At 73.9% G+C, this 24,998-nt stretch carries 26 protein-coding genes; 19 read left to right on the top strand and 7 right to left on the bottom strand.

Annotated features, from left to right (window positions below):
- The first annotated feature begins 42 nt into the window (after positions 1–42).
- The 10 genes from AB0J97_RS38190 to menC all read left to right on the top strand — a co-directional run bounded on the left by AB0J97_RS38190 (position 43) and on the right by menC (position 13,503).
- A complete protein-coding gene (locus AB0J97_RS38190; RefSeq protein ID WP_364098248.1) occupies positions 43–1,476 on the top strand; it encodes an MFS transporter in 1,434 nt (477 codons plus the stop codon).
- Positions 1,477–1,573: 97 nt separating this feature from the next.
- Positions 1,574–3,145 (top strand): serine hydrolase domain-containing protein, encoded by a 1,572-nt coding sequence (locus tag AB0J97_RS38185; RefSeq protein ID WP_364098245.1) that lies wholly within the window; start codon positions 1,574–1,576, stop codon positions 3,143–3,145.
- Positions 3,146–3,266: 121 nt separating this feature from the next.
- Positions 3,267–4,826: an ABC transporter substrate-binding protein gene (locus AB0J97_RS38180; RefSeq protein ID WP_364098242.1), complete on the top strand. Its 1,560-nt coding sequence runs from the start codon at positions 3,267–3,269 to the stop codon at positions 4,824–4,826.
- On the top strand, positions 4,826–5,773 hold the full coding sequence (locus tag AB0J97_RS38175; protein WP_364098239.1) for an ABC transporter permease: 948 nt from the start codon (positions 4,826–4,828) through the stop codon (positions 5,771–5,773). The genes AB0J97_RS38180 and AB0J97_RS38175 overlap by 1 nt, the downstream gene beginning before the upstream one ends.
- Positions 5,770–6,627 carry an ABC transporter permease gene (locus tag AB0J97_RS38170; RefSeq protein WP_364098236.1) on the top strand — a complete coding sequence of 286 codons (858 nt, stop codon included), beginning with the start codon at positions 5,770–5,772 and terminating at the stop codon, positions 6,625–6,627. Before AB0J97_RS38175 ends, AB0J97_RS38170 begins: the two co-directional genes overlap by 4 nt.
- Entirely contained in the window at positions 6,620–8,332 is a 1,713-nt protein-coding gene (locus AB0J97_RS38165; RefSeq protein ID WP_364098233.1) for an ABC transporter ATP-binding protein, read from the top strand. Before AB0J97_RS38170 ends, AB0J97_RS38165 begins: the two co-directional genes overlap by 8 nt.
- A 41-nt stretch (positions 8,333–8,373) precedes the next feature.
- A complete protein-coding gene (locus AB0J97_RS38160; protein ID WP_364098230.1) occupies positions 8,374–9,924 on the top strand; it encodes an amidohydrolase family protein in 1,551 nt (516 codons plus the stop codon).
- A complete protein-coding gene (locus tag AB0J97_RS38155) occupies positions 9,921–11,537 on the top strand; it encodes a helix-turn-helix domain-containing protein (RefSeq protein WP_364098227.1) in 1,617 nt (538 codons plus the stop codon). Before AB0J97_RS38160 ends, AB0J97_RS38155 begins: the two co-directional genes overlap by 4 nt.
- 53 nt (positions 11,538–11,590) lie before the next feature.
- Positions 11,591–12,388 carry a GNAT family N-acetyltransferase gene (locus tag AB0J97_RS38150; protein ID WP_364098224.1) on the top strand — a complete coding sequence of 266 codons (798 nt, stop codon included), beginning with the start codon at positions 11,591–11,593 and terminating at the stop codon, positions 12,386–12,388.
- The gene (gene menC / locus AB0J97_RS38145) at positions 12,385–13,503 is read left to right on the top strand and encodes an o-succinylbenzoate synthase (protein WP_364098221.1); all 1,119 of its coding nucleotides are present in this window, start codon (positions 12,385–12,387) and stop codon (positions 13,501–13,503) included. The genes AB0J97_RS38150 and menC overlap by 4 nt, the downstream gene beginning before the upstream one ends.
- On the opposite strand, the gene AB0J97_RS38140 is transcribed toward menC, so the two are convergent.
- Positions 13,487–13,942: a MarR family transcriptional regulator gene (locus tag AB0J97_RS38140; protein WP_364098218.1), complete on the bottom strand. Its 456-nt coding sequence runs from the start codon at positions 13,940–13,942 to the stop codon at positions 13,487–13,489. The two genes, menC and AB0J97_RS38140, sit on opposite strands and share 17 nt — an antisense overlap.
- 90 nt (positions 13,943–14,032) lie before the next feature.
- On the opposite strand from AB0J97_RS38140, the gene AB0J97_RS38135 reads away from it, so the two are divergent.
- Entirely contained in the window at positions 14,033–14,578 is a 546-nt protein-coding gene (locus tag AB0J97_RS38135; RefSeq protein WP_357705533.1) for a YceI family protein, read from the top strand.
- Positions 14,579–14,599: 21 nt separating this feature from the next.
- The gene (locus AB0J97_RS38130; protein WP_364098215.1) at positions 14,600–15,223 is read left to right on the top strand and encodes a GDSL-type esterase/lipase family protein; all 624 of its coding nucleotides are present in this window, start codon (positions 14,600–14,602) and stop codon (positions 15,221–15,223) included.
- Between the two features lie 12 nt (positions 15,224–15,235).
- Here AB0J97_RS38130 and fxlM read toward each other — a convergent pair whose 3' ends face one another.
- Together fxlM and AB0J97_RS38120 are read right to left on the bottom strand one after the other, a co-directional pair.
- On the bottom strand, positions 15,236–16,459 hold the full coding sequence (fxlM, locus tag AB0J97_RS38125; RefSeq protein WP_364098212.1) for a methyltransferase, FxLD system: 1,224 nt from the start codon (positions 16,457–16,459) through the stop codon (positions 15,236–15,238).
- A gap of 146 nt (positions 16,460–16,605) precedes the next feature.
- Positions 16,606–16,950 carry a helix-turn-helix domain-containing protein gene (locus AB0J97_RS38120; protein WP_357705529.1) on the bottom strand — a complete coding sequence of 115 codons (345 nt, stop codon included), beginning with the start codon at positions 16,948–16,950 and terminating at the stop codon, positions 16,606–16,608.
- A 136-nt stretch (positions 16,951–17,086) separates the two neighbouring features.
- On the opposite strand from AB0J97_RS38120, the gene AB0J97_RS38115 reads away from it, so the two are divergent.
- The gene (locus AB0J97_RS38115) at positions 17,087–18,556 is read left to right on the top strand and encodes an MFS transporter (RefSeq protein WP_364098209.1); all 1,470 of its coding nucleotides are present in this window, start codon (positions 17,087–17,089) and stop codon (positions 18,554–18,556) included.
- 85 nt (positions 18,557–18,641) lie between these two features.
- On the opposite strand, the gene AB0J97_RS38110 is transcribed toward AB0J97_RS38115, so the two are convergent.
- Positions 18,642–19,067, bottom strand: a complete 426-nt coding sequence (locus AB0J97_RS38110) for a MerR family transcriptional regulator (protein ID WP_364098206.1) — start codon at positions 19,065–19,067, stop codon at positions 18,642–18,644.
- 178 nt (positions 19,068–19,245) lie between these two features.
- On the opposite strand from AB0J97_RS38110, the gene AB0J97_RS38105 reads away from it, so the two are divergent.
- Positions 19,246–19,701 (top strand): SgcJ/EcaC family oxidoreductase, encoded by a 456-nt coding sequence (locus tag AB0J97_RS38105; protein ID WP_364098203.1) that lies wholly within the window; start codon positions 19,246–19,248, stop codon positions 19,699–19,701.
- A gap of 201 nt (positions 19,702–19,902) precedes the next feature.
- Positions 19,903–20,058 (top strand): NAD(P)H-binding protein, encoded by a 156-nt coding sequence (locus tag AB0J97_RS38100; RefSeq protein WP_364098200.1) that lies wholly within the window; start codon positions 19,903–19,905, stop codon positions 20,056–20,058.
- Here AB0J97_RS38100 and AB0J97_RS38095 read toward each other — a convergent pair.
- The gene (locus tag AB0J97_RS38095; RefSeq protein WP_364098197.1) at positions 20,015–20,656 is read right to left on the bottom strand and encodes a TetR/AcrR family transcriptional regulator; all 642 of its coding nucleotides are present in this window, start codon (positions 20,654–20,656) and stop codon (positions 20,015–20,017) included. The genes AB0J97_RS38100 and AB0J97_RS38095 overlap by 44 nt on opposite strands.
- 90 nt (positions 20,657–20,746) lie before the next feature.
- Here AB0J97_RS38095 and AB0J97_RS38090 point away from each other — a divergent pair, with 90 nt between their 5' ends.
- The 3 genes from AB0J97_RS38090 (at position 20,747) to AB0J97_RS38080 (ending at position 23,235) form a co-directional block, all read left to right on the top strand.
- Complete coding sequence (locus AB0J97_RS38090) at positions 20,747–21,403, top strand: CatB-related O-acetyltransferase (RefSeq protein ID WP_364098194.1); 657 nt, start codon at positions 20,747–20,749, stop codon at positions 21,401–21,403.
- A 65-nt stretch (positions 21,404–21,468) separates the two neighbouring features.
- The gene (locus tag AB0J97_RS38085) at positions 21,469–22,644 is read left to right on the top strand and encodes a macrolide family glycosyltransferase (protein ID WP_364098191.1); all 1,176 of its coding nucleotides are present in this window, start codon (positions 21,469–21,471) and stop codon (positions 22,642–22,644) included.
- 24 nt (positions 22,645–22,668) lie between these two features.
- Positions 22,669–23,235, top strand: a complete 567-nt coding sequence (locus AB0J97_RS38080; RefSeq protein WP_364098188.1) for a YciI family protein — start codon at positions 22,669–22,671, stop codon at positions 23,233–23,235.
- Positions 23,236–23,256: 21 nt separating this feature from the next.
- On the opposite strand, the gene AB0J97_RS38075 is transcribed toward AB0J97_RS38080, so the two are convergent.
- A complete protein-coding gene (locus AB0J97_RS38075; RefSeq protein ID WP_357705520.1) occupies positions 23,257–23,649 on the bottom strand; it encodes an STAS domain-containing protein in 393 nt (130 codons plus the stop codon).
- Entirely contained in the window at positions 23,649–24,032 is a 384-nt protein-coding gene (locus AB0J97_RS38070) for an STAS domain-containing protein (RefSeq protein WP_357705519.1), read from the bottom strand. Before AB0J97_RS38070 ends, AB0J97_RS38075 begins: the two co-directional genes overlap by 1 nt.
- 257 nt (positions 24,033–24,289) lie before the next feature.
- Here AB0J97_RS38070 and AB0J97_RS38065 point away from each other — a divergent pair, with 257 nt between their 5' ends.
- Complete coding sequence (locus AB0J97_RS38065) at positions 24,290–24,862, top strand: dienelactone hydrolase family protein (RefSeq protein WP_357705518.1); 573 nt, start codon at positions 24,290–24,292, stop codon at positions 24,860–24,862.
- Positions 24,863–24,998 lie beyond the last annotated feature (136 nt).

Below are 24,998 nucleotides of genomic sequence, written 5' to 3'. Positions count from 1 at the left end.
GACCACACGGCCGCACGTCACCCCACCCCGAAAGGCAGAACCATGTCCAGATCCGGCTTCGGCGTCATCGGCGCGCCGGTGTTGTTCATCGGCGTCCTCCAGACCATGGAGATGACGCTCTCGCCCGCGCTCCCGCTCGTCCAGCAGGACCTGGCGGCCTCCCCCGGGGCGCTCGCGTGGATCTTCACCGGCTCGCTGATCAGCTCGGCGATCAGCACTCCCGTCGTCGGCCGCCTGGCCGACATGTACGACAAACGGCGGGTGCTGCTCGCGCTGATGGCGATCAGCGGCGCCGGGGTCCTGCTCGCCGCCCTGGCGCCGAACATCACCGTGCTGATCGCGGGCATGGCGGTCGAGGGCATCTGGCTGGGCGTGCTGCCCCTGACCGTGGGGCTGTTCCGCGACACCCTCACCCCCGAGCGCGCCGCCACCGGCAACGGCCTGGTCATCGGCATCGCCGCGCTGGCCAGCGCCCTCGGCCTCATCCTGGCCGGGCCGATCAGCTCGGCTCTCGGCTACCGGTGGCTGTTCCTGCTCGCCGTGATCGGCGTGGCGGCGGCCTTCGTCCTGGCCTGGTACACGGTTCCGGCCACCCCGCGCGCGGCCGGCGGTCGCGTCGACTGGACGGGCGGGCTGCTGCTCGGCGGCGGCGTGGCCCTGCTCATGCTGGGCCTGACCGCCGCCTCCGCCTGGGGCTGGACGGCCCCGGCCACCCTCGCCCTGTTCGCCGCCGCCGCCCTGACGCTGGGCTCGTGGGCGGTCGTCGAGCTGCGCGTCGCCGACCCGCTCGTGGATCTGCGGCTGCTGGCCGGACGCACCCCGGCCGGGGTGACGGCCATGGGGGTCGTGTTCGGCTTCGCCTCCTTCGGCCTCGTCGTCGCGCTGCCGATGATGCTGGCCGCGCCCGCCGGGACCGGGTACGGCCTGGGCGCCGACACCCTGTGGATCGGGATCTACATGTTCCCCATGGGGATCGCGGGCACCGTGGTCGCGCCGCTGGTCGGGCCGATGACCAGGCTGCTCGGACGGCGTGCCGTGCTGGTGCTCGGCAGCGCGCTCGTCTGCGCCGGGACCGGCGGGCTGGCCCTGTGGCACTCCTCCCCGTGGCAGGTCATGGCCGGGGTGACGGTCATGGGGCTGGGCGGTTCCATCGGCCTGACCGCCGGGCTCAACGCGGTGGCCTCCGACGTGCCCGGCGACCGCTCGGCCGGGGTCAGCGGCGTGGTCTTCGTCGCCAAGAGCATCGGCGGCACGTTCGGCGCGCAGCTCGGCGCCATGGTGCTGGCCTCCGGCGCGGTCGCGGGGGTGCCCACCGAGCAGAGCTTCGTCGACACATACCTGCTGTCGGCGGCGCTGGGCCTGCTGGCCGTCGCCGCCGCCTTCGTGATCCCCGCCGCCGGGCGGCGGGCACGAGCCGGGGACGCCGCTCCCGCCCCGGCGGCGAAGTCGGCCGTGCGGCCCGGTGAGAGCGCGTGACCGCCAGGACGGCCCTGTGCGGCAGACCAACCACGCGGCCCCCAGGTTTGCCGCTCCGGACAAGTGTTTCGAACCAGGACATCCAGATACTTGAACGATGGATTTTGAGCAGGTAGAACGCGCGCTCGACGCCCTTCCCGGCCTCCGCCCCGACGGGCCGGGGCTGGCGGTCGGGGTCTACGCCGACGGCAAGGTGCTGCACACCTCGGCCAGGGGCGTGGCGACCGTCGAGTTCGGCGTCCCGATCGACTCCCGCACCCGCTTCGACATCGCCTCCATCAGCAAGCAGTTCACCGCCGCGTGCCTGCTGCTGCTGGCGCGCGACGGCAGGCTGAGCCTGGCGGACGACGTCCGCGAGCACGTCCCCGAGCTGCGGCTCGGCGTGCCCGTCACGCTCGACCAGTGCCTGCGGCACACCGGCGGCCTGCCCGAGTGGTACGGCCTGCAGGCCGTCACCGGCGTCCCGTTCACCCTGATGGACGAGGAACGCCTGATGAAGATCGTGGCGGGCGTGCGCCGGACCTCGTTCGAGCCCGGCACCCGCTTCTCCTACTCCAACACCGGCTACGTCCTGGCCGCCGTCGTGGTCCGGCGGCTCACCGGCCGGTCGCTGGCCGACTTCGCCCGCGAGCGGCTGTTCGGCCCGCTCGGCATGGACGACACCGTCTTCCGCGACGACGCCTCCGTCCCGCTGCCGCGGATGGCCTACGGCTACGACGGCGCCGGCGCGCGGGCCGACACGCAGGAGAGCGCGGTCGGCGACGGCGGCCTGGTGACCGGTGTCGCCGACCTCGCCCCCTGGTTCGGTTTCCTGGCCGACGGCCGGGTGCTGGGCGCCGACGTGCGCGCCGCGCTGCTGGAGCGGACCGTGCTCGCCGACGGCGCCGTCCTGCGGTACGCCCGCGGCATCTGCCACCTGGCCGTCGGCGAGGCGGCCGGGTACGGCCACGCCGGCGGCATGCACGGCTACGTCGGCAACCTGCTCCACCTGCCGGAGCCCGGCCTCGGCGTGGCCGTGCTGACCAACCACAGCGGCCTGGACCCCGTCGGCCTCAGCCTCCGCCTGGCCCGCGCCCTCACCGGCCAGGGCCCGGCCCCCCGTCCGGCCCCCGCCCGCCGGGCCGACGCCGAGGCGGCGCGGCCCGCCCTGCTCGGCCACTGGCACGACCCGGAGACCGACGCCACCCTCACCCTCGAACCCGCCGACGGCGACGACGGCGGCGGCGGCGGAATCTCCCTGACCGGCGCCACCGACTTCGAGCTCGCCCTCGACGAAGACGGCCGCTGGTACGCGCAGGTGCCGGCCGGCCGGATCTGGCTCGTGCCGGAGGGCGGGCGGCTGCTGCTCGGCCACGACGGGTCGATCCGGTGGCCGCACGTGTACGAGCCGTGCGACCCGCCGGGGGAGGGGCCCGTCCCGCATGGCGCCTGGCTCAACGACGAGACGGGCGTGCTCGCCGTCATCGACGAGGGCACGCTGTGCGTCGGCCTGACCTTCCAGGCTCCCGTCGCCCCCGCACCCGCCGGGACGTGGCGGGCCGGCCCGTTCACCCTGCGCCTCGACGGGGACGGCGACCTGCTGCTCAGCGGCTTCGGCCTGCTCGGCCTGCGCTTCGCCGCCCAGCCCGAGGGCACCGCGCCCGTCGGCGTCCCCCCTGGTCTGGTCTAGGGCCGTGTTGGCCTGCAGCACGAGCCGGGGCGCGCAGAGTTTGGCTGCCGGGTCAGTGAACGAGGGAGGCCGGGCTTCTAGCGTCCGACTATTCCCCCCGCTCACTCCCCGAGGTGGTTCCATGACATCCGCAACCGCACTCGCCAGGCTCGCGACGGGCGCTCTGCTCGTGCTGGTGACCGGCTGCGCCGGAGCCGCGAGCTCCGGCGCGGCCCCCGACACGCTCCGCTGGGCGATGGGGCTCGCCCCCAACAGCCTCGACATCGCCCACGGCTTCAACGACGCCTCCACCACCGTGCAGTTCGCCGTCCTCGACACGATGGTGACCCTCGGCCCGGACGGCAGGGTCATCCCGAGCATCGCCGCCTCCTGGACCCATCCCGACCCGCGCACGTACGTCTTCACCCTGCGCGAGGGCCCGAGGTTCAGCGACGGCACGCCGGTCACCGCCGAGGACGCCGCCTACTCGCTGACCCGCCACCTCGACCCCGCCGTGACCTCCCAGGCCGCCAGCTACGTCACGCAGGTCAAGAAGGCCGAGGTCACCGGCCCGCGCATGGTGAAGGTCACCCTCGGCAAGCCCAGCCCCGCCTTCCTGGCCACCGCCGCGCTGGCCTGGCAGATCGTGCCGAAGAAGCTGGCCGCCGCGCACCCGAAGGACCTCGGCTCGCCCGAGGTCGGCACCCTCGGCTCCGGCCCCTTCAAGGTCACCAAGTTCTCGCTCACCTCGGGGGTGACGCTGGAACGCAACGAGCTGTACTGGGGGCCGAAGCCGGCGCTGCGCAGGATCGAGGTCAAGGCGATCGGCGACCCCGAGACGTTGCGCCTGGCCGTCTCCTCCGGCGAGGTGGACGGCACCAACGACATCCAGGTCAGCGAGACGCGCAAGTGGAGCGCCCTGTCCGGCGTCACGACCGCCTTCTACCCGGCCAACAACATCGCCTACCTGTCCCTCGGCGTCCGCGAGGGCCCGCTCAAGGACGTGCACGTACGCCGCGCCATCGCCCACGCCCTCGACCGGGAGGCGCTGGCCACGCTCATGACCAGCGGCCACGGCGGCATCGCCGACCTGATGCTGCCCAAGCCGCAGATCGCCGCCCTGTACGGCGGCAAGCCGCCCAAACTGCCCGCCCACCCCTACGACGTGAACGCCGCCAAGGCCGAGCTGGCCAAGTCGGCCCACCCCGGGGGCTTCACCCTGGCCGCGCCGTACGACAGCGGCAGCGACGACGTCAAGGCGCTCCAGGCCATCGCCGCCGACCTGGCGGTGATCGGCATCAAGCTCGACCTCCAGCCGCTGCCCACCGAGCAGTACCGGCAGCGCATGTTCAGCCACCAGGACACCCCGCTACAGCTCGTCGACCTGCTCTACGGCACCCCCGACCCGGGTGAGGTGCTGCCCGACCTGGTCAGCCGCGCCTCGGCCGGGCCCCAGGGCTTCAACTTCAGCGGCTACGGCTCGCCCGAGACCGACGCCCGGCTCGACGACCTCGGCACGCACGAGGGCGCCGACCGTGCCGCCGCCGTCACCGAGGTGCTGGCCGAGATCGCCGACCAGGTGCCGTACGTGCCGCTCTACACCAAGGAGGCCGCCGTCGCGCTGCGCAAGCGGTTCACCGGCCAGTTCGGCACCTGGACCATGAACGTCTTCAGCACCATCCGCCCGGGGGCCGGTGCCTGATGGCCTTCGTCGCCCGCCGCCTGGCCGCCGCGCTGCTCCTGCTCGGCGTGCTGTCCGTGCTCACCTACGCGCTGCTGGCGCTCGCCCCCGGGGACCCGGAGCAGGTCCTGCTCGGGCCGCGGCCCTCCACCGCCGAGTCGCGCGCCGCCGTCCGCGCGCAGTACCACCTCGACGACCCGCTGCCCGTCCGCTACGCCACCTGGCTCGGCGACGCCGTGCGCGGCGACTTCGGCGCCTCCCTCTACAGCCGCGAACCGGTCGCCGGCGTCATCGCCGACCGCCTGCCGGTCACCGCCGGCCTGGCCGCCTACGCGATCGTGCTCACGCTGGCCGTCGGCCTGCCCGCCGGGCTGGCCGCCGCCATGCGCAGGGGCGGCCCGCTCGACCGGGGCATCACGCTCTCCGCGCTGGTCGGCCTCGCGATCCCGCCGTTCGCCATGAGCATCCTGCTGCTGTACGGCTTCGCCGTCACCCTCGGCTGGTTCCCCGTCTTCGGCGCGGGCGAGACGTTCGCCGAGCGGGTCGCGCACCTGACGCTGCCCGCGATCGCGCTGGCCACCGGGCAGGCGGCGGTCGTCATCAGACAGATGCGGGCGGCCGCGCTCGACCTGGCCGGGCAGGACTACATGACCTTCGCCCGGGCGCGCGGCGTCGGCCGGGCCCGCTACTGGATCGGGTACGCGCTGCGCAACACCGCGCTGCCCGTCCTCACGGTCGGCGGCCTGCTGCTGGCCGCCAACCTCACCGGCGCGCTGTTCGTCGAACGGGCCTTCGGGCTGCACGGCGTCGGCGAGCTGCTCGTCAGCGCCGTCGGGCAGAAGGACCTGCCCGTCGTCCAGGCGCTCGTCCTGATGGGAGGCGCCGTGGTGGTCGCCGTCAACCTGCTGATCGACCTGGCCTACCTCGCGGTGGACCCGCGGGTGCGCCACGGGGCGGTGGCCGCGTGAGCGTCGTGCCGGGGACCGTGCGCCTCGGCGGACGGGCGCGCCGGCTGCGCCGGACCGGGCCGGGGCCGCTGACGCTGCTGTCGGGCGGGATCCTGGCCCTCATGGCGGCAGCCGCCCTGTTCGGAACGTGGATCGCCCCCTACGACCCGGCCGCGCAGGACCTCGCGCTCGGCGCGACGATGCCCGGCTGGGCCCACTGGGCGGGCACCGACGAGCTGGGCCGGGACGTGTTGTCGCGCTGCCTGGCCGGAGCCCGCTCGGCGCTGCTGTGGCCGGTCGTCGTCGCGCTGGGCACCTGCGCGATGAGCACCTCGCTCGGGCTGCTGGCCGGCTACCGCCGCGGCTGGATCGACGCCGTCATGATGCGCGTGGTGGACCTGCTCATCGCGATGCCGGGGCTGCTCATGCTGATCGTCCTGGTGGGCGTGCTCGGCGGCGGCATCGGCTGGGCGGTGCTGGCGATGGCGGTGCTGTTCACGCCCGGCGACATCCGGGTGGTGCGCAGCCTCACCATGGCCCAGCGCGAGCTGGCCTACGCCGAGGCGGCCCGCACGCTCGGGCTCAGCCGCACCCGGATCATGTTCAGGCACCTGCTGCCCAACATCGCGCCCACGGTCGTGGCGGGCGCGCTGCTCAGCTTCGTCGCCGCGCTGGTCGCGCTCTCCGGTCTGTCCTTCCTGGGCATCGGCCTGCCCGCCGGCACGCCCGACTGGGGGCTGATGATCGAGGAGAACCGCGGCCTGCTCGACCTCAACCCGTGGGCCGCGGTGGTGCCCGCCGCGCTGGTCACCGTCGCCGCCACCGCCGCCACCCTGCTGGGCGACCAGCTCTTCGAGAGGCTCTCCGATGCTTGAGACACGCGGCCTGCGGGTCGTCGGCGACCGGGTGCTCGTGGACGGCGTGGACCTGACGGTCGCCGCGGGCGAGACCGTCGGGCTGGTCGGCGAGTCCGGCAGCGGCAAGTCCCTGACCGCCCGCGCCCTCGTCGGCCTGCTCCCGCGCGGCCTGCGCGCCGAGGGGTCGGTCGAGGTCGGCGGCGCCCAGCTCGTCGGCGCGTCCGAGCGGCTGCTGCGCGGCGTGCGCGGACGGCGGATCTCGCTGCTCATGCAGGACCCCTTCGCCATGCTCAACCCGCTGCGCACGGCCTGCGCGCACATCGCCGAGACCCTGCGCGGCCGGACGTCCCGGCAGGAGATCGCGCGCAGGCTGGCCGAGGTCGGCATCGACGACCCCGCCGTGGCCGGGCGTTACCCCTTCCAGCTCTCGGGCGGCATGCGGCAGCGCGTCGCCCTGGCCGCCGCGCTGGCCGGCGACCCCGAACTGCTCGTCGCCGACGAGCCCACCACCGCGCTGGACGCCACCACCCAGCACGAGATCCTGGCGCTGCTGCGCCGTGTGCAGGAGGCGCGGGGCATGGGCGTGCTGCTCATCACCCACGACCTGCGCGTGGCGTTCGCCGTCTGCGACCGGGTCGCCGTGATGTACGCAGGGCGCGTCGTCGAGCAGGGGCCGGGCCCGGAGCTGGCCGCGGCGCCCGCGCACCCGTACACCTCGGGGCTGCTGGGCGCGCTGCCTTCGGCCGAGCTCACGCTGGAACGCCTGGTGGGCATCCCGGGCGCCGTGCCGCGGGCGGACGCGGTGGCCGGCGTCTGCGCGTTCGCCACCCGTTGCGACCGGGTCGCGGACGCCTGCACCGCGGCCAGGCCGCCGTTGCGCCCGATCGGCCGTGACCGGCTGACCGCCTGCGTCCACGACACCGCCGGGGCCGCCCGCCCGCCGCTGCGCGAGGCCGCGCTCCCCGCCGTCCCGGCCGGCGGCGAACCGCTGCTGCACGTCGAGGGCCTGCGCAAACGGTACGGCGCCCACACCGCCCTGGGCGGCGTCAGCCTGCACGTGAACCCCGGCGAGACCGTCGGCCTGGTGGGGGAGTCGGGCTCGGGGAAGACCACGCTGGCCCGCTCGGTGCTCGGCCTGCTGACCCCCGACGGCGGCCGGATCCGGCTGGCCGGACTCGACGTCACCGACCGCGCCGCCCTGGACCCGCGCGAGCGCGCCCGGGTGCACCGGCTCGTCCAGTGCGTCTTCCAGGACCCCTCCACCTCGCTCAACCCCGCCATGACCGTCGGCGCGACGCTGGCCGAGGCGATCGCCAGGGCCGCGCCCGCCGACCGGATCGGCGTGGGCGAGCTGCTGGAGCTGGTCGGCCTGCCCGCCGCGTACGCCGCCCGCCGCCCCAAGGCGCTGTCCGGCGGCGAACGCCAGCGCGTCGCCGTCGCCCGTGCCCTGGCCGTCCGGCCCGCGCTGCTGATCTGCGACGAACCGGTCGCCTCCCTGGACGTGTCGGTCCAGGCGCACGTGCTCGAACTGCTGCGCGGCATCGGCCGGGAGCTCGGCACCGGGATGTTGTTCATCACCCACGACCTGGCGGTCGTCCGCCAGGTCGCCGCCAGGACCGTGGTGCTGCTGAAGGGCGTGGTCGTGGAGGAGGGGACCACCTCGGCCGTCCTGGACGCCCCCGCCCACGACTACACCAGGCGCCTGGTGGCGGCCGTCCCCTGACATGACCGACGAATCTCGTACCCGGGAAAGGTAATACCTGCATGCACGACCTCATCCTGCGCGGCGGCACTCTGCACGACGGGTTCGGCTCGCCCGGCCGTACCGCGGACGTGGCCATCGGTGGCGGACGCGTCACCGCGACCGGCCGCGACCTCGGCCGGGCCGCCCGCGTGGTGGACGTGGACGGCATGGTCGTCGCGCCCGGCTTCATCGACCCGCACAGCCATTCCGACACCGTGCCGTTCATGGCCGGGGAGCAGCCGTTCAAGCTGTGGCAGGGCGTCACCACCGAGATCATCGGGAACTGCGGCTTCTCCTGCGGACCGGCCTACCCCGAGTCGGCCCATTTGGCCCCCGGGATCTTCGGCGAGCACGCCTTCACCACCTTCGGCGGTTACCTCGACGCCGTGGAGCGGGAGGGCACGACCAACAACCTGGCCGCGCTCGTCGGCCACAACACGCTGCGCACGGCCGTCTGCGGCATGGACGCCGCGCCGCCGCCCGGCGCGCTCGACCGGATGACCGAGCTGGCCGAGGAGGCGTTCGCCGCGGGCGCGTGCGGGCTGTCCAGCGGCCTGGAGTACGTGCCGGGCGCCTACGCCGGCACCGGCGAGCTGATCGCGCTGGCCCGCGCGGCCCGGCGCTGGAACCTCGTCTACGCCACCCACCTGCGCAGCGAGAGCGAGGGGCTGGCCGGCGCGCTGGACGAGGCCGTCGAGGTCGCGGCGGCGGCCGGGGTGCGGCTGCAGGTCTCCCACTGCAAGGCGTCGGGCCGGGCTGTGCACGGCTCGTCGGCCATGCTGCTGGACAAGCTGACGGCCGCCCGGGTCCGGGGCGTGGACGTGCGGGCCGACGTGTACCCGTACCGGGCGTTCTGCACCGGGCTGGTCGCGCTGCTGCCGCCCACCGCGTGCGAAGGCGGTGAGCCGGAGCTGCTCAGGAGGCTGGCCGACCCGGCGGAACGGCGGGCGCTGCGCGCGCTGGCCGAGGATCCCGAGCGCACGACCGGCGTCGGCCTGTGGCGGGAGACGCACCCCGAGGACGTGCGGCTGCTGCGGCACGCCTCCGCCGGCGTCACCGGCCGCTCGCTGGCCGACCTGCTGGACGGCCGCGAGCCCTGGGACGCGCTGTGCGACCTGCTCATGGCCGACCCGCACGCCGACGGCGTCTTCCACACCATGCACGACGACGACGTCACCCGGATCATGCGGCACCCCCTCGTGTCGATCGGCTCCGACGGCGGGCCGCCCGACGGGCCGACCCATCCGCGCACGTACGGCACCTTCCCCACCTTCCTCGGCGAGTACGTGCGCGAACGCGGGCTCGTGCCGATGGCCGAGGCGATCAGGAAGGTCGGCTCGGCCACCGCGGCCCAGTTCGGCCTGGCCGACCGGGGCTGGCTGGGCAGGGGAGCGGTCGCCGACGTGTGCGTGTTCGACCCCGCCGCCATCCGCCACGATGGCACCTACGACGAGCCCGCCACCCGCCCGGCCGGCGTCACCCACGTGCTCCTGGGCGGCCGCATGGTGATCGACGACGGCGAGTTCACCGGCGGCCGGCACGGACGCCTCCTGCGCGGGGGGCGGGCGTGAGCGGCCAGGGCCGGGTGACGCTCGGCGTGCTGCTCGACAGCCTCGGCGCGGAGACGGTGAGCGCGCTGTGCCTGCCGTCCGGCCGCCAGGCGATGGTGGGCGCGCCGGTCATCCACGGCTCCGACGAGCCGCTGGCCGCCTACGCCGGGGCGCTGCTGCTGGCCACCGGCAGGCCGGAGCCGTCCCTGCTGGAGAGCGCGGCCGGGGCGGGCGTGAGCGCGGTCGTCGTCCGGGCCGGGATCGGCGACGCCGCCGCGCTGACCGAGGCGGCCCGCGGCGCGGGCGTGGCGCTGCTGGCCGCCGCCCCCGGCCTGGCCTGGGGCCAGCTCTACGCCCTGGTGGACGCCCTGCTCGCGCTCGTCGCCCCGGCCGCGGACCTGGGCGGCGGCCAGGCGGGCGACCTGTTCGCGCTGGCCAACCAGGTCGCCGCCCGCGTCGGGGGCGCGGTGGCCATCGAGGACCTGGCCATGCGCGTCCTGGCCTACTCCACGATCGGCCAGCCGATCGACGACCTGCGCAGGGAGGGCATCCTCGGCCGGCGCGTGCCCGAGCACCCGACGAACGCCGAGGAGTACGCCGCCGTCCTGCGCTGCGAGGGGGCCGTGTGGAGCCACGAGCCGCGCGAGTACCTGCCCCGGCTGGCCATCGCGGTCCGCGCCAGGGGCGAGGCGCTCGGCACGATCTGGGCCATCCAGGCGGACGAGCCGCTCGCGCCCGACGCCGACGCGGTGCTCGCCGAGGCCGCCAGGACCGCCGCCCCGCACCTGGCCCGCCTCAGCCTGGCCGCCGACGAGGCCCGCCGGACCAGGGACGAGTGGGTGGGCCGGCTGCTGCGCGGCGCAGGCCCCGCCGGGGAGCTGGCCGCCTCCTTGGGCCTGCGCCCGGACGAGCCGGTCAGGGTGGTGGCCGCCGGGGACCCGGCCGGGCGGACCGACGTCTTCGCCGCCACGCACGCCGCCGACCTGCTGCGCACCGCCTACGCCGTCTACCGGATCAGGGCCGCCGTCGGCGCCGTGGAGGGCCGGACGTACGCGATCGTGGCGGCCGGCGCCGGGACCCCGCTGCTGCGCCGCGTCACCGCCGACACCCTCGCCCGGATCACCGACCGGCTCGGCGGGCACTGGCGGGCGGGCGTCGGACGGACCGCGGCCTCGCTCGCCCAGGTCCCGGCCGCCGCCCGGCAGGCCGACGAGGCGCTGCGTGCGATGGGCGGTCCGTTCGCGGGCGGCGAGGTGGGCCTGCACGAGGAGCTGGCCGCGGCGCTGTTCCTGCTGGACGCGGCCGCCTCGATGCGGTCCGGCCCGGCGGCGGCGGGCGAGCCGCTGTCCCTGGTGGCCGAGCACGACGCCGGGCACGGCACCGACTACGTCCGCAGCCTGCGGGTCTGGCTGGCCGCCCACTACGACGTGCCCAGGGCGGCCGAGACGTTGTCGCTGCACCCCAACACGCTCAGGTACCGGCTGCGCCGCATCGGCGAGCTGATCCCGCTCGACGACCCCGACGTCCGGCTCGTGCTGGGCCTTCAGCTCCGGCTGGCCGAGATCGGCGCGGGCGGCACGGGCGGAACGGGGGGCGGCCGGAGCCCGGCGTCCGGCACAAACGGCGGCGGCTGAAGTTGGGCTTGCGCGCCAACGATCCGGCGGCGGTCCGGCGGAATGCTGGTGCCATGCTCGAAATCCGCATCCTCCACGGAACCTCCGAGTTCCAGGCCGCCGACCGGCTGCTGCGCCGCGTCTGGAACACCAGGGCGGGCGACGATCCGCCGGTGGCCGTCGACCTCATGTGCGCCCTTGAGCACACCGGCGGGTACGTCAGTGGCGCCTTCCTCGGCGGCGAGCTCGTGGCCGCCGCCTCCGGGTTCCTGGCCGAGGGGGCCGGCCTGCACTCCCACGTGGTGGGCGTGGCCGCCGAGGCGCGGGGCCGGGGGGTCGGCCAGGCGATCAAGGCACACCAGCGGGCGTGGGCCGCCGAACGCGGCCTGAGCTCCATCTCCTGGACCTTCGACCCGCTCGTACGCCGCAACGCCTTCTTCAACCTGGGCAGGCTCGGCGCGCGGGCCGAGCGGTACGTCCCCGACTTCTACGGGCCGATGAACGACGGCATCAACGGCGGCGACCTCACCGATCGTCTGTTCGCCCACTGGCCCGTGAACCCTGCCCCTGCCCTGGATCCGGCGCGGAGCCCTGTCCCGGTGGCCCCGGACTCGGGGCTGTCCGCCCTGGGCGGGACCGAGAAGGCCGAGGTGATCCTCGACGAGACCGGGGCGCCGCGCGAGCCGGGCGGCGCGGCCGTACTGCGCTGCGCGACGCCCGCCGACGCCGAGCGGCTGCGGCGCGAGGACCCCGCGGAGGCGGCGCGGTGGCGGGCCGCCCAGCGGGCCGCCCTGGGCGGCGCGCTCGCCCGCGGCTACCGGATCGCCACCTTCACCAGGGACGGCTGGTACGTGCTGGAGCGTGCGGCGTGAGGATCGCCGAGGCCGAGCTGCACACGGTCGCGCTGCCGCTGCTCACCCCGTTCCGCACCTCGCTCGGCACGCAGACCGAGCGCCGGGCGCTGCTGGTGCGCGTGCGCGGGGCCGAGGGGGAGGAGGGCTGGGGCGAGTGCGTGGCCGAGGACGAGCCCACCTACAGCCCCGAGTACCTGGAGGGCGCGGCCGACCTCATCCGCCGCTTCCTGCTGCCCGCCCTGTTCGCGGTGCCCGGCCTCGACCCGGCCGGCGTCGCGCCCGCGCTGGCGCACCTGCGCGGCCATCCGATGGCCAAGGCCGCCGTCGAGACGGCCGTCCTGGACGCCGTGCTCAAGGCGCGCGGCCTGTCACTGGCCGCCTACCTGGGCGGGGTGCGGCGCAGCGTACGCGTCGGCGTGTCGGTCGGCATCGCCGCCACCCTCGACGACCTGCTCGACACCGTGGACCGGCACGTCGGCGCCGGGTACGCCCGGATCAAGCTCAAGATCGAGCCCGGCTGGGACCTGGAGCCGGTCCGGCTGGTGCGCGAGACGTTCGGCCCCGGCCTGATGCTCACCGCCGACGCCAACACCGCCTACGCCCCCGCCGACGCCCGCCACCTGGCCCGCCTCGACGCGTACGGCCTGACCCTGCTGGAGCAGCCCTTCGCCCCGGACGACCTGCACGGCCACGCCCTGCTCGCCGCCCGCATGGACACGCCGATCTGCCTGGACGAGTCGATCACCTCGGCCCGCGCCGCCACCGCCGCCATCAGGGCGCGCGCCTGCTCGGTGATCAACATCAAGCCCGGCCGGGTCGGCGGCTACCTGGAGGCCCGCCGGATCCACGACCTGGCCCGGGCCGCCGACGTGCCGGTGTGGTGCGGCGGGATGCTGGAGACCGGGCTCGGCCGGACGGCGAACCTGGCGCTGGCCAGCCTGCCCGGCTTCACCCTGCCGGGCGACATCTCGGCGACCGCCCGCTACTTCGAGCGCGACCTCACCGCGCCGGTCGTGCTGACCGGCGACTCCATCACGGTCCCCGACGGCCCCGGGATCGGCGTCGCGCCGGACCCGGACGCCCTGGCGGCGTTCACCGCCGAGCCGCCCGTACGCGTCACCCCTTCTCGATGAGGTGGTCGAGCAGGACCTGACTGATGTCGGCGAGCTGTCGCAGCTGTTCCTCGGTGAGCAGGTCGACCAGGTGCTCGCGGACGCTGGCGACGTGCTCCGGGGCGGCGGCCCGGAGCGCGGCGAGCCCGTCGTCGGTGAGCACCGCCAGCCAGCCGCGCCGGTCGCCGGCGTAGTGCTCCCGGCGCACCCAGCCCTTCTGCTCCAGCTTGTTGACCGCGTGTGAGATGCGGCTCGGCTTGGAGTTGGTCCAGTGCGCCAGCTCGCTCATGCGCATCGTGCGCGCGGGGGCCTCCGACAGCAGGACGAGCAGCTCGTAGTAGGTGGGCGGCATGTCGGCCGCCGCCATCAGGTCGCGTTCCAGACGATCGGTCAGCAGGCGGGTGGCCAGGCCGAAGGCGCGCCACGCCTGTTGTTCGTCGTCGGTGAGCCAGCGGGTCATGCGTCGAGCGTACTGGAAAGTTGCGTGCTGAAATAAAGCTATGTACTGTCGTGCCGAATCTTCCAGTGCTGAACTAATTGGAGCGCGACCATGTACCCCAGCGAGCTGAGCGGCCACTACACCATCGACCCGGACCACAGCCGGTTCGGTTTCGTCGCCCGCCACGCCATGGTGACCAAGGTGCGCGGCAGCATCCCCGTCCAGGAGGCCACCGCCCGCCTGGACGCGGCCGACCCCACCGCCTCCGCCGTCCGCGTGGTGCTCGACGTGGCCGGCATCCAGACCGGCAACCAGATGCGCGACAACCACCTGCGCACCGGCGACTTCCTCGACGCCGCCGCCCATCCGCACATCACCTTCGAGTCCGCCTTCGTCGTGCACGCGGGCGGCGACAGCTTCGAGGTCACCGGCGACCTGACGATCCGCGGGGTGACCCGGCGGATCACCGTCCCCCTCGACTACACCGGCACCGCCGTCGACGCCCAGGGGCTGACCCGGGTCGGCTTCGAGGGCAGCGTGGCGGTCAACCGCAAGGACTTCGGCATGACGTACAACGCCGCGCTGGAGACCGGCGGGGTGATGATCTCCGATCGCATCACGCTGGAGTTCGACCTGTCCGCCGTCCGCTCCGCCTGACCACACCCCAGGACCCCCGTCATGAGCAATCCCCTCCTTTCTGGAATCTCGGGGAGGCCCGTCGTGCGCAGGCTCGCCGTTCCCGCCCTCACCGTCGTGCTCGCCCTGGCCGTGGGCATCACCCCAGCCGGCGCGCATCGCGCCGATGGGTGGCGGCGTGGGGCGCCGCCGTCCAGCCCGCCACCCCCAGCACCTCCTGGTACGGCCCCAACTGGTCCGAGGACGGCTTCGCCCGCCGGGGTCCCGAGACCCGGCGTCCGCACCGTCATCATCATGGACGGCATCAACGACCTGGCCGAATGGAACAAGCCTCACCAGGCGACCGCCCGCCGGATCATCGACGGCCACAAGGAGCTGATCCGGGCCGCCCACGCCCGGGGCATCCGTGCCGTCGGCGCCACCCTCACCCCCGTCAAGGGCTCGCCGCTCGCCTACAGCCCGGCGGCGGAGGCCGTACGCGACCAGGTCAACGAATGGATCCGCGCCAGCGGCGCGTACGACCACGTGGTGGACTTCGAAGCGGCCGTCCGCCGCCCCGACGACCCCGACTCCCTGCGCCCGGAGTACGACTCGGGCGACGGCGTCCATCTCGACGATCGCGGCTACGACGCCCTCGCCCGAGCCGTCGACCTCGACGCCCTGTGACGCCCCGCACGATCAGGGCCAGGCCATGACCAGCTGGGTGTGACGCTTGCGGAAGACCCGACCGGCGGCGGGAGGCGGCACGACGGCGCCCGCGGGGTGAAGGGTGAAGACCGGGTCCGGACGGTCCCGCAGGCGGTGATCCCAGGTCCGCACATGATCGGCCAGCTCCCGGGCGAGCCCGGCGCCCTCGCGGCCGTGGCCACAGGCCCCGAACTCCCAGCGCCGCCGGTCGTCCTCGCGGACGCACGACTCGCGGATGGTGAGATAGGCGAAGCTGTCGCGGGTGATGAGCGCGGGACAGTACCAGCGCATGGCCGGCCGGACGAGCCCGCAATCGCGCTCGGGATCCTGCCAGAACATGCCGAACCGCTCGTCGACCGCCGCGATCGACAGGTGCATCGAGTCGAACGGCTCATCATGGCCGACGGTGACGCCGGTCCACAGCTCGGTCCGGTCGGCGCCCAGCGCCCGGTCGAGGGCGGCCCTGTCGAGCGCGGGGCCGCTCTCCAGGGTCAGCCTGACGGCTCCGCCCGCCAGGACCGGTTCCTGGTCGGGCAGCATTCCGGCCCCCTGGCAGGGGACGAAGCCGCAGACCGTCGGGTTCAGCCCCAGGAAGTGGTCGCCCTCGCGGACGAAGGTGAAGGACCGGCTGACGGTGGAGAAGCGCAGCGGCACGACCATCCGGCCGCCCGGCGCGAGAAGGTGTCCCCAGGGAACGTCCCAGACGCCGACGGTGACGATGACGGCGTCGAAGCCGCCGCTCGGCGCGTGTTGCTCGGCCGCATGCTCGGCATCGCCCAGGACGACCTTCACCTGCCCGTAGCCGGTCTCGGCGAGGAAACGGCCCGCGCGCCCGGTGACGAAGGGGTCGATGTCCACGGTGACGACCAGCCCGTCCGGCCCGGCGATCTCGGCGATGAGGGCGGCGTTGCAGCCGCCGGAACCGACCTCCAGGACCTTCGCGCCGGGACGGATCCGTGCCGCTTCGAGCATGTCGGCCTGCAGCCAAGGCGCGCTGATCGAACTCGTGGCCCTGCCGTCGGGCCCGCGCTTGGTGACGACGACGTCGTGGGCCGAGTAGGCCGCGCTCGGCGACACCTCGGGCGCGAAGCGCTCCCGCGGCACCTTGGCGAACGCCGCTTCGACCTCGGGGGAGCGGACCCAGCCGCCCCGCCTGAGCTCGGCGACCAGCTCGGCCCGGAGACGGTCGGGGGAGTCGGACGACAGGGTGGTCACCACAGCGAGGATAGCCGGGCCCTGCGGGGTGGAACGGAGATTCGAGGCATGGCGCGGGACACCTCGGCGACCATATTGCCCTGCACCGAAGCAAACGTGACCGTTCCGCGGCGCTGAAGGCAATGCGAGGCGCCGGGGCCCCGTGGTCAGGCGGCGGAGTCGGGGTGCTGGGTGGCGGCGTCGGTGCGGGCGCCGGAGAGGATGGCGTCGAGCAGGCCGGGGTAGCGGGCGTCCAGGTCCTCGCGCCGCAGGACGAGCAGGTTCTCCCGCCCCGAGGGCTGCTGCCGGATGACGCCGCTGTCGCGCAGCACCCGCCAATGGTGCGTCATGGTCGACTTCGCGGTGATCCCCAGCGTGTTCAGGACGCTGGTGCAGTTGTGCTCGCCCCCGGCGTCGAGGATGCGGACGACCGACAGACGCACGCCGTTCCCCAGCGCCGACAGCACGTCTTCGACCCGGATCTGGTCGCGGTCGGGATGACGGAAAGCCATGGTTCAACTGTACCGCGACTGTCGAACAATCCTTCTCCGGTCTGGCATAGTACGACTGTACGTAAATCCTCGTACGATCGTTTCGTGCGGCGGGCTTCCGCGTGCCCGCTCCCCGGCTCCCTCCGAAGGGCGTTCCATGTCCACACCATCCACGCTGCCCGCGGCCGTCGCGGACGGCGTCAAGCCGCGACTCGGCTGGACCCTGGCGTTGCTCGCCCTGGCCCAGCTCATCTACGCGCTCGACCTCAACATCGTCTTCGTCGCGCTTCCGCAGATCGGCACCGAGCTGGGCTTCCCCGGCCAGACCCAGCAGCTGGTGGTCAGCGCGTACGTCGTCTTCGCCGGCGGCTTCCTGCTGCTGGGCGGCCGGGCCGCCGACCTGCTCGGCCGCCGCCGCGTCTTCGTGCTCGCCCTGGCCCTCTACGCGTTGTCCTCGCTGGCCGGCGGGCTGGCCGGCGGTCCCGTCGTCATCATCGTCGCCCGCGCGGTCCAGGGCATCGGCGGGGCGTTGCTGCTGCCCTCGACGCTGGCCCTGCTCAACAGCCTGTTCGCGGAGGGGCCGCAGCGCAACCGGGCGCTGGCCGTCTGGGGTGGCGCGGGCGCCAGCGGGCTGACGATCGGCGCGCTGCTCGGCGGCGTCCTCACCCAGAACTTCGGCTGGCCCGCCGTCTTCTTCGTGAACGTCCCCCTGGCCGGGCTGGTCGCGCTGGCCGCCCTGGCCGTCATCCCGCGCGACCCGGCCAGGAGGGAACGGCGCAGGTTCGACCTGCCGGGGGCGCTCACCGTCACCGGCGGGTCCACGCTGCTGGTCTTCGCCCTGGTCGAGGGGCCCGAACTGGGCTGGGGCAGCCCGCCGGTCGTGGGCGCCTTCGCGCTGGCCGCCGTCCTGCTGGTGATTTTCGCGCTGGTCGAGGCCCGCAGCGCGGATCCGCTCATGCCGTTCCGGCTCTTCCGCAACCGCAGCCTGACCGTCGGCATGCTGGTCACCTTCGTCTACATGGCCACGTTCGGCGTCCTGCCGTACTTCCTCACCGTGCTGCTGCAGAGCGTCCACGGTTACAGCGCCCTGCAGACCGGGCTGGCCTTCCTCATCCCCTCGCTGGCCATCGCCGCCGGCACGCAGAGCGGCGAACGTCTGGCGACCCGGATCGGCACCCGTCTCACGCTGCTGATCGGCTTCGCCGTCGGTGTCGTGGGGACCGCCGTCCTGGCCCTCGGCTTCGACGCCGACGCCGGGTACGGCCTGCTGATCCCCGGCCTGGTCGTCTCCGGGCTCGGCCAGGGCATCGTCTGGACCGCCATGTGGATCGCCGCCGCCACCGGGACCCCCGCCCACGAACAGGGCGTCGCCAACGGCATCGCCTCCACCGCGCTCAACATCGGCAACGCCATCGGCCTGGCCGTCTTCACCGTCATCGCCGACCTCGGCACCGAGGGCAGGACCGGTCAGGCCCTGCGCGCCGCCACGGCGGACGGCGAGTTCCTGGTCGTCCTGCTCACGGCGGCGGCGATGATCGCCGGGCTGCTGATCACCCTCACCCTGCCCCGCCGCACTCCCCGGCCCCCGGCGCCCGTACAGCCGGACGAGTCGCTCGCGACCGGCTGACCGCACGTCGTCGCCCGCGAGCACCTGGCCCGCACCCCGGGTGCTCGCGGAGCAGGAACCCGCCGCCGACGTGACGCCCGGCCGGTCAGTGCCGGTGAGCCTCTTCCAGGGACGCCCCCGCCAGCCGCGCCTTGACCGCGCCGGTGAAGGACGAGCACTCGAAGGCGTTCTCGTGCGGGCACGCCATGCCGTGCGCGATGGCGGTGCGCGCCACCTGGGCCCGGGCGATGCGCTCGTCCAGCTCGTCGAGCTTGCGCCGATACAGCTCCCGCCACGCGTCGCCCGGCTCGGACCGGACCGCGAGGAACGTCTTGACCTCGCGCAACGTGAGGCCGACCTCGCGCAGCAGCAGGATCGCGGCGACCAGCTCGACCGCCGACGGCGGATAGCGCCGCTGCCCCGAGACGCGCTCCGGCTCCGGGATCAGCCCGAGCTCCTCCCAGTAGCGCAGAGCGGAAGTGGCGACCCCGGTGCGCTCGGCCAGCTCGCCGATCGTCAACTGCTCACTCATGGAACGCCAAGCATACGTGTCGGGCCCGCGTCGGCGATCGAGCAGCCGCTCCTGCGCGGGGGCCGGGACGCGGCCGGTGTTGACAGTGGTCGGCGTCATCTCTAATCTCTTCTTCAGTGCAGATAAATCTTCAAAGAAGTAAATGCTTCCGAGAAGCTGCTGAAGGAAGGCAACGACCATGCATAACACCCTCACCGCCGCCGACGCCGCCGCCATCAACGCCGTGCTCGACCGCCTCGCCGACGCCTGGCAGCGGGCCGACGGTGACGCGTACGGGGCCCTGTTCACCGACGACGCCACCTACATCACGTACGTCGGCACCCTCTACACCGGCGCCCAGGAGATCGGCGACGCCCACCAGGCGCTGTTCGACAGCTTCGTCAAGGGCACCAGACTGGCCGGCGAGACCCTCGGCATCCGCCTCGCGGGCCCCGACACCGCCCTGGTGATCACCCGCGGCGACACCTACAAGGGCAAGTCCGGGAAGCTGCACAAGATCCAGACCTACACGATGGTCCGCCAGGCGGACGGCGACTGGAAGATCGCGGCCTTCCAGAACACCAAGCACCAGGCCCTCATGGAGGCCATCTCCTTCAAGTTCCAGCCCGCCAGCAAGCCCGCCGCCCACGCCTGAACCGCAGCCCCGGAAGATCCCGCCACAGAAGACCCAGCCCCATGACACCCGCCACGGAAGGCCGCGCATGACCTCCCTCGCCGTCGTCGCCGCCACGGGCCGCACCGGACGCCTCGTCGTCGAACGCGCCCTGGCGGCCCGGACACACCGTCACCGCCATCGCCCGTCGCCCGGCTCTTCGGCCGCGTCCTGCACCACGTCATGCGCCATCCGTACGCCGACATGGCCCGCATGGAACAGGCGCTCTCCGGGACCGGGCTCACCTGGACGGCCGTCCGCCCCACCGGCCTGACCGACAAGCCCGGCGACCGCCTCAGGCGCCCGACGAAGAGGCGGGCTCGGAGCCGGTACGGGTGAAGGCGCCCGCGGACGCCGCGAGCACGGCCGTCCGCGCAGCCTGGTCCGGGAGGTCCGGGTCCGGGGGCGTGCGAAGGAGCACCAGGTGGTGGTAGAGCGGCGCGGTCGCGGCGACGAGCAGCCGCTGCGCGTCGGTGTCCGCCGGAAGCTCGCCCCGCTCGACCGCCCGCCCCACGATGACCTCGCACCGGGTGTACCGGTCCTCCCAGAGCCGCCGTAGCCCGCGGGCGGCCTCCTCGGAACGGAAAGAGGCGGCGATCAGGGCCGCGGCGATCGACGGCTGCGCGGTCAGGGCCGCCTGGTTCTCGTGGTTGAGCGCGGCCAGGTCGCCCAGCAGGGACCCGGTGTCCTCGGGCAGCCAGTCGTCGTCGCCCGTCGCCTCCAGCACGTCGGCGAGCAGGCCGCCGACGTCCCGCCAGCGCCGGTAGACCGTCGCGCGGTGCACGCCCGCGCGGGCCGCGACGGCGTCGAGGGTCAGCCCGTCGTAGCCGTGCTCCCCGAGCTCGGCGCGGACCGCGTCGAGAACCTGCGTACGGATGCGACCGGTACGGCCACCCGGACGGCGGCGCGGACCGGGCGACGGGCTCTCGGACGTCATCGCTCCCTTTCCCGTTTGCGAGGCGGACGGCGACATGACACCATCTTAATGTACAAGTTGTCGCATTAGCAGTGGCGGAAGGAAAGATCCATGAACGCCCACGTCCCCGCCGACCCGACCGTCATCCACCCGATGCCCGGCCAGCCACGGGTGGCGCTGCTGCGGCCACTGGTCAAGTCCCCGCTGATCGAGGTGGGGGAGTACACCTACTACGACGACCCGGACGACCCGACCGCGTTCGAGACCCGCAACGTGCTCTACCACTACGGCCCGGAGAAGCTGGTCATCGGCAGGTTCTGCGCCCTGGGCACCGGGGTGCGGTTCATCATGAACGGCGCCAACCACCGCATGGACGGCCCCTCGACCTTCCCCTTCCCCACCATGGGCGGCTCGTGGTCCGACCACTTCGACCTGCTCACCGGCCTGCCGAACCGCGGCGACACCGTCGTCGGCAACGACGTCTGGTTCGGCTACGGCGCGACGGTGATGCCCGGCGTGCGCATCGGCCACGGCGCGATCATCGGCGCCGGCTCGGTGGTCACCTCCGACGTGCCCGACTACGGGATCGTCGGCGGCAACCCGGCCCGTCTCATCCGCACCCGCTACCCCGCCGAGGACGTCGCCCGCCTGCTCGCACTGGCCTGGTGGGACTGGCCCGCCGAGCACATCACCGAGCACGTGCGCACGATCATGTCGGGCAGCGTCGCCGACCTGGAGGCCGCCGCCCCGGGCGCCCGCCGCGCCTGAACCGCCGTCCCGCCGCCCGTTCCACCGCTCGAACGTCGCGTAGAACCCGAAATGAGTGATCGTCCATGTCCCGCCGCCGCGCCCACATCGCCATGGTCGGCATCCCCGCCGTCAGCCACGTCCTGCCCAGCCTGGAGATCGTCCGCGAGCTGGTGGCGCGCGGCCACCGGGTGACGTACGCCAACGACCCGGCGGTCGGCGAGCTGGTCACGGGCACCGGCGCCGAGCTGGTCCCCTGCTCCTCGACGCTGCCGGTCGCCGACAACAAGTGGCCCGACGACCCCATCGCGGCGATGAGCCTCTTCCTGGACGACGCCGTCCAGGCACTCCCGCAACTGCGCGCCGCCTACGACGCCGACCCCGCCGACCTCTACCTGTACGACATCGGCGCCTACGCCGCGCGGGCCCTGGCCGAGACGCAGGGCCGTCCCCTCATGCAGCTGTCGCCGACGTTCGTGGCCTGGGAGGGATACTCCGAGGAGGTGGCGGCGCAGCTGTGGCGACTGCCGGGAGCCGACGCCTACCTGGCCAGGTTCGCCCGCTGGCTCACCGACTGCGGCGTCTCCACCACCGACGTGGAGACCTTCTCCGGCCGCCCGCCGCACACGCTGGCCCTGATCCCGCGGGCGATGCAGCCGCAGGCCGACCGGGTCGACACCGGCACCGTGACCTACGTCGGCCCCTGCCACGACCCGCGCGGGCAGCAGGGCGGCTGGACCCGTCCCGGTGATGCCGCGAACGTCCTGCTGGTCTCCCTGGGGTCGGCCTACACCCGTCAGCCGGAGTTCTACCGCCAGTGCCTGGCGGCCTTCGGCGACCTGCCGGGGTGGCACGTCGTCCTGCAGATCGGCAAGTACACCGACGCGGCGGAGCTGGGCGAGATCCCGTCCAACGTCGAGGTGCACCCGTGGGTGCCGCAGCGGGCGATCCTCGACCAGGCCGACGCGTTCGTCACCCACGCGGGCATGGGCGGCTGCTGCGAGGGGCTGCTGGCCGGGGTGCCGATGATCGCCGTGCCGCAGGGCGCCGAGCAGTTCGCCAACGCCGACCGGCTCGTGGAGCTGGGCGTGGCCCGCCGCATCGACACCCCGGACGCCACGGCCGAGACCCTGCGCGCCGCCCTGGGCGAGCTGACCGCCGACCCGGAGGTGGCCCGCCGCCTGACGCGCCTTCAGGCCGAGGCACGGGCCGAGGGCGGCACCGCCCGCGCCGCCGACCTCGTCGAGCAGCTGCTGGGCTGAGCCGCCCGGACTGGGAGATGATCTGTGGTAGGTACTCTCCGCATGGAGTTCTTCTGCTATCACCGTGACCGTCCTGACTCGGGCGCCCTGCGCGCGGAACTGGTCGAGGCGCACTGGTCCTACATGGACCGCTACGAGGCCGAGCTGATCGCCCGCGGCCCGACCTTCGACCGCGACACCGACACGGCCACCGGCAGCGTGCACATCGTCGACCTGCCCGACCTCGCCTCCGTGCGGGCGTTCGCCTTCGACGAGCCCAACTACCAGGCCGGCGTCTACCGCGACGTGCTGGTACGCCGGTGGCGCAACGTGCTGGGACGCACCATGTGGGAGTTCCCCGGCGGCCGGGAGGGCGGCAACCGGTATCTGGTGCTGGGCCTCGGCTCCGGGCAGCCCGCCGACCTCGTCCCGCCGGCCGGCGGCGACGAGCTGATCGCGTACGGGCCGCTGCTGTCCGACGACGGCGCCACCTGGGTCGGCACCGCCCTGCTGGTCCGGGCGCCCGACGCGGACGCGGCCCGCGCCGTCCTCACCGCCGGCCGGTACGCCGACATCGAGGTGCACGACTGGGAGTTCGGCGGCCGGCGCTGACCCCCGCCGGCCACCAGGACGTCAGACGGCCTCGGTGGGGCCGGCGGCTTCGAGCGCCCCGGCCCTGGCGTCCCGGAGCGCCTCCACCGCGGCGACGGCCCGGGTGACGTGGTCGTGGATCGTCACGAGCTCCACGGTGCCGGTGATCTCCAGCAGCCGGGCCACCGTGGGCCGGAGGCCCGCCAGGTGCACGTCCACGCCGTGCGCGCGGGCCAGCGTGGCGGCGGCGAGCAGGACGGACAGGCCGGAGCTGTCCAGGAACGCCAGCCGGCTCACGTCGAAGATCAGGTGCTCGTCCAGGCTGCGGCGTACCTGGTCGAGGTAGGCCTCCAGATGGCCGGAGGCGGTGGCGTCGACCTCGCCGGCCACCGTGACCACCGTGATCCCCGGCAGGTAGCTGCTGGCCAGGTGCATCACAACCGCTCCACATCATCCGGCAGTCGATCGGGCGAGGCGCCCCGGGCCGCTGCGACGGCCTCGTCCACGCAGGCATGGATGTGCAGCACGTCCCACACCCCGGTGATCTGCAGGATGCGGGCCGGGATGTCCCGTACGGCGGCCAGGCGCAGGCAGCCGCCCGCGCCGCGGACGTCGTCGTGCGCCCGCAGCAGCACGTGCAGACCGCTGCTGTCCATGAAGGTGAGCTCGCCCAGGTCGAGGACCAGGGATCGGCCGGGTCGACGGGCGTCGCGGATGGCGGACTCCAGTCGATCGGCGTTGGTGGCGTCGAGCTCACCGGAGACCGTGAGCAGCACGCCGGCGGGTACTGGCCGGCAGGTCATGTCGAGCACGGACATGGCGGCTCGGTGGCGACGGCAAGGTACGTCTGGGTGACGGACATCTGTTGTTCCCCAAGTGGGCCTGGCCGGTCGGAACGGCATCGAGCCGCCCCAGCACCAAGATTAGGGGCGAAGCTGGTTGCAGGAAAGAGGTTTCGTCATACGATCTTCAGGTGACCGCTCGGCGGGTCCGGGACGCCCCTGCGGACCGGCCAGTACGCCTGACCCGCCGGGGCACGCGTCCCGCGGGCGCTCGGGGTCACTAAGCTGCGCGTATGGCGCGGATTCTCCTCCTGCATTCGATGTACGGCCTGCGGCCCGCCGTCCACCAGGCGGCCGACAGGCTCCGGGAGGCGGGGCACGAGGTGCACGTCCCCGACCTGTACGACGGGCGCGTCGTCGACACGTCCGAGGAGGGCATCGCGATCAAGGAGGAGATCGGCAGCGAGGAGTTGCTGAAGCGGGCCATCGCGGCGGCGGCCCCGCTGTCCGGCGACGGCCTGGTGTACGCGGGCTTCTCCCTCGGCGCGGCCATCGCCCAGAACCTCGCCCTGGGCGACGAGCGCGCCCGGGGGCTGCTGCTCATGCACGGCACCTCCGACATGGCCGAGGGCGCCACCGCCGACGACCTGCCGGTGCAGCTCCACGTCGCCGACCCCGACTTCTACGAGCCGGTCGACTGGCTCAACGCCTGGTATCTCCAGATGCGCCGGGCGGGGGCCGACGTGGAGGTCTTCCGGTATCCGGGGGTCGGCCACCTGTTCACCGACCCCGGCCTGCCCGACCACGACGCCCCGGCGGCCGAACGCGCCTGGGCCGTCGCCCTCGACTTCGTCGCCGGTCTCTGACGTCCGCGCGGGCCGGGATACGACCCCGGCCGCCAGGGGTAGGGGCCGGGGATGAGGTTCGGGGGCTGGGACGTGCGACCGCTGGGCGGCTGGATCGGCTGCCTGGCGATGATCCTGATCTCGCTGCTGCTGTCGA

The sequence above is a fragment of the Nonomuraea sp. NPDC049607 genome, assembly GCF_040675375.1.
In the GTDB taxonomy this organism is placed as follows: domain Bacteria; phylum Actinomycetota; class Actinomycetes; order Streptosporangiales; family Streptosporangiaceae; genus Nonomuraea.
The sequence above is the reverse complement of the archived record's forward strand: the minus strand, read 5'-3'. Positions and strand labels throughout refer to the sequence as shown.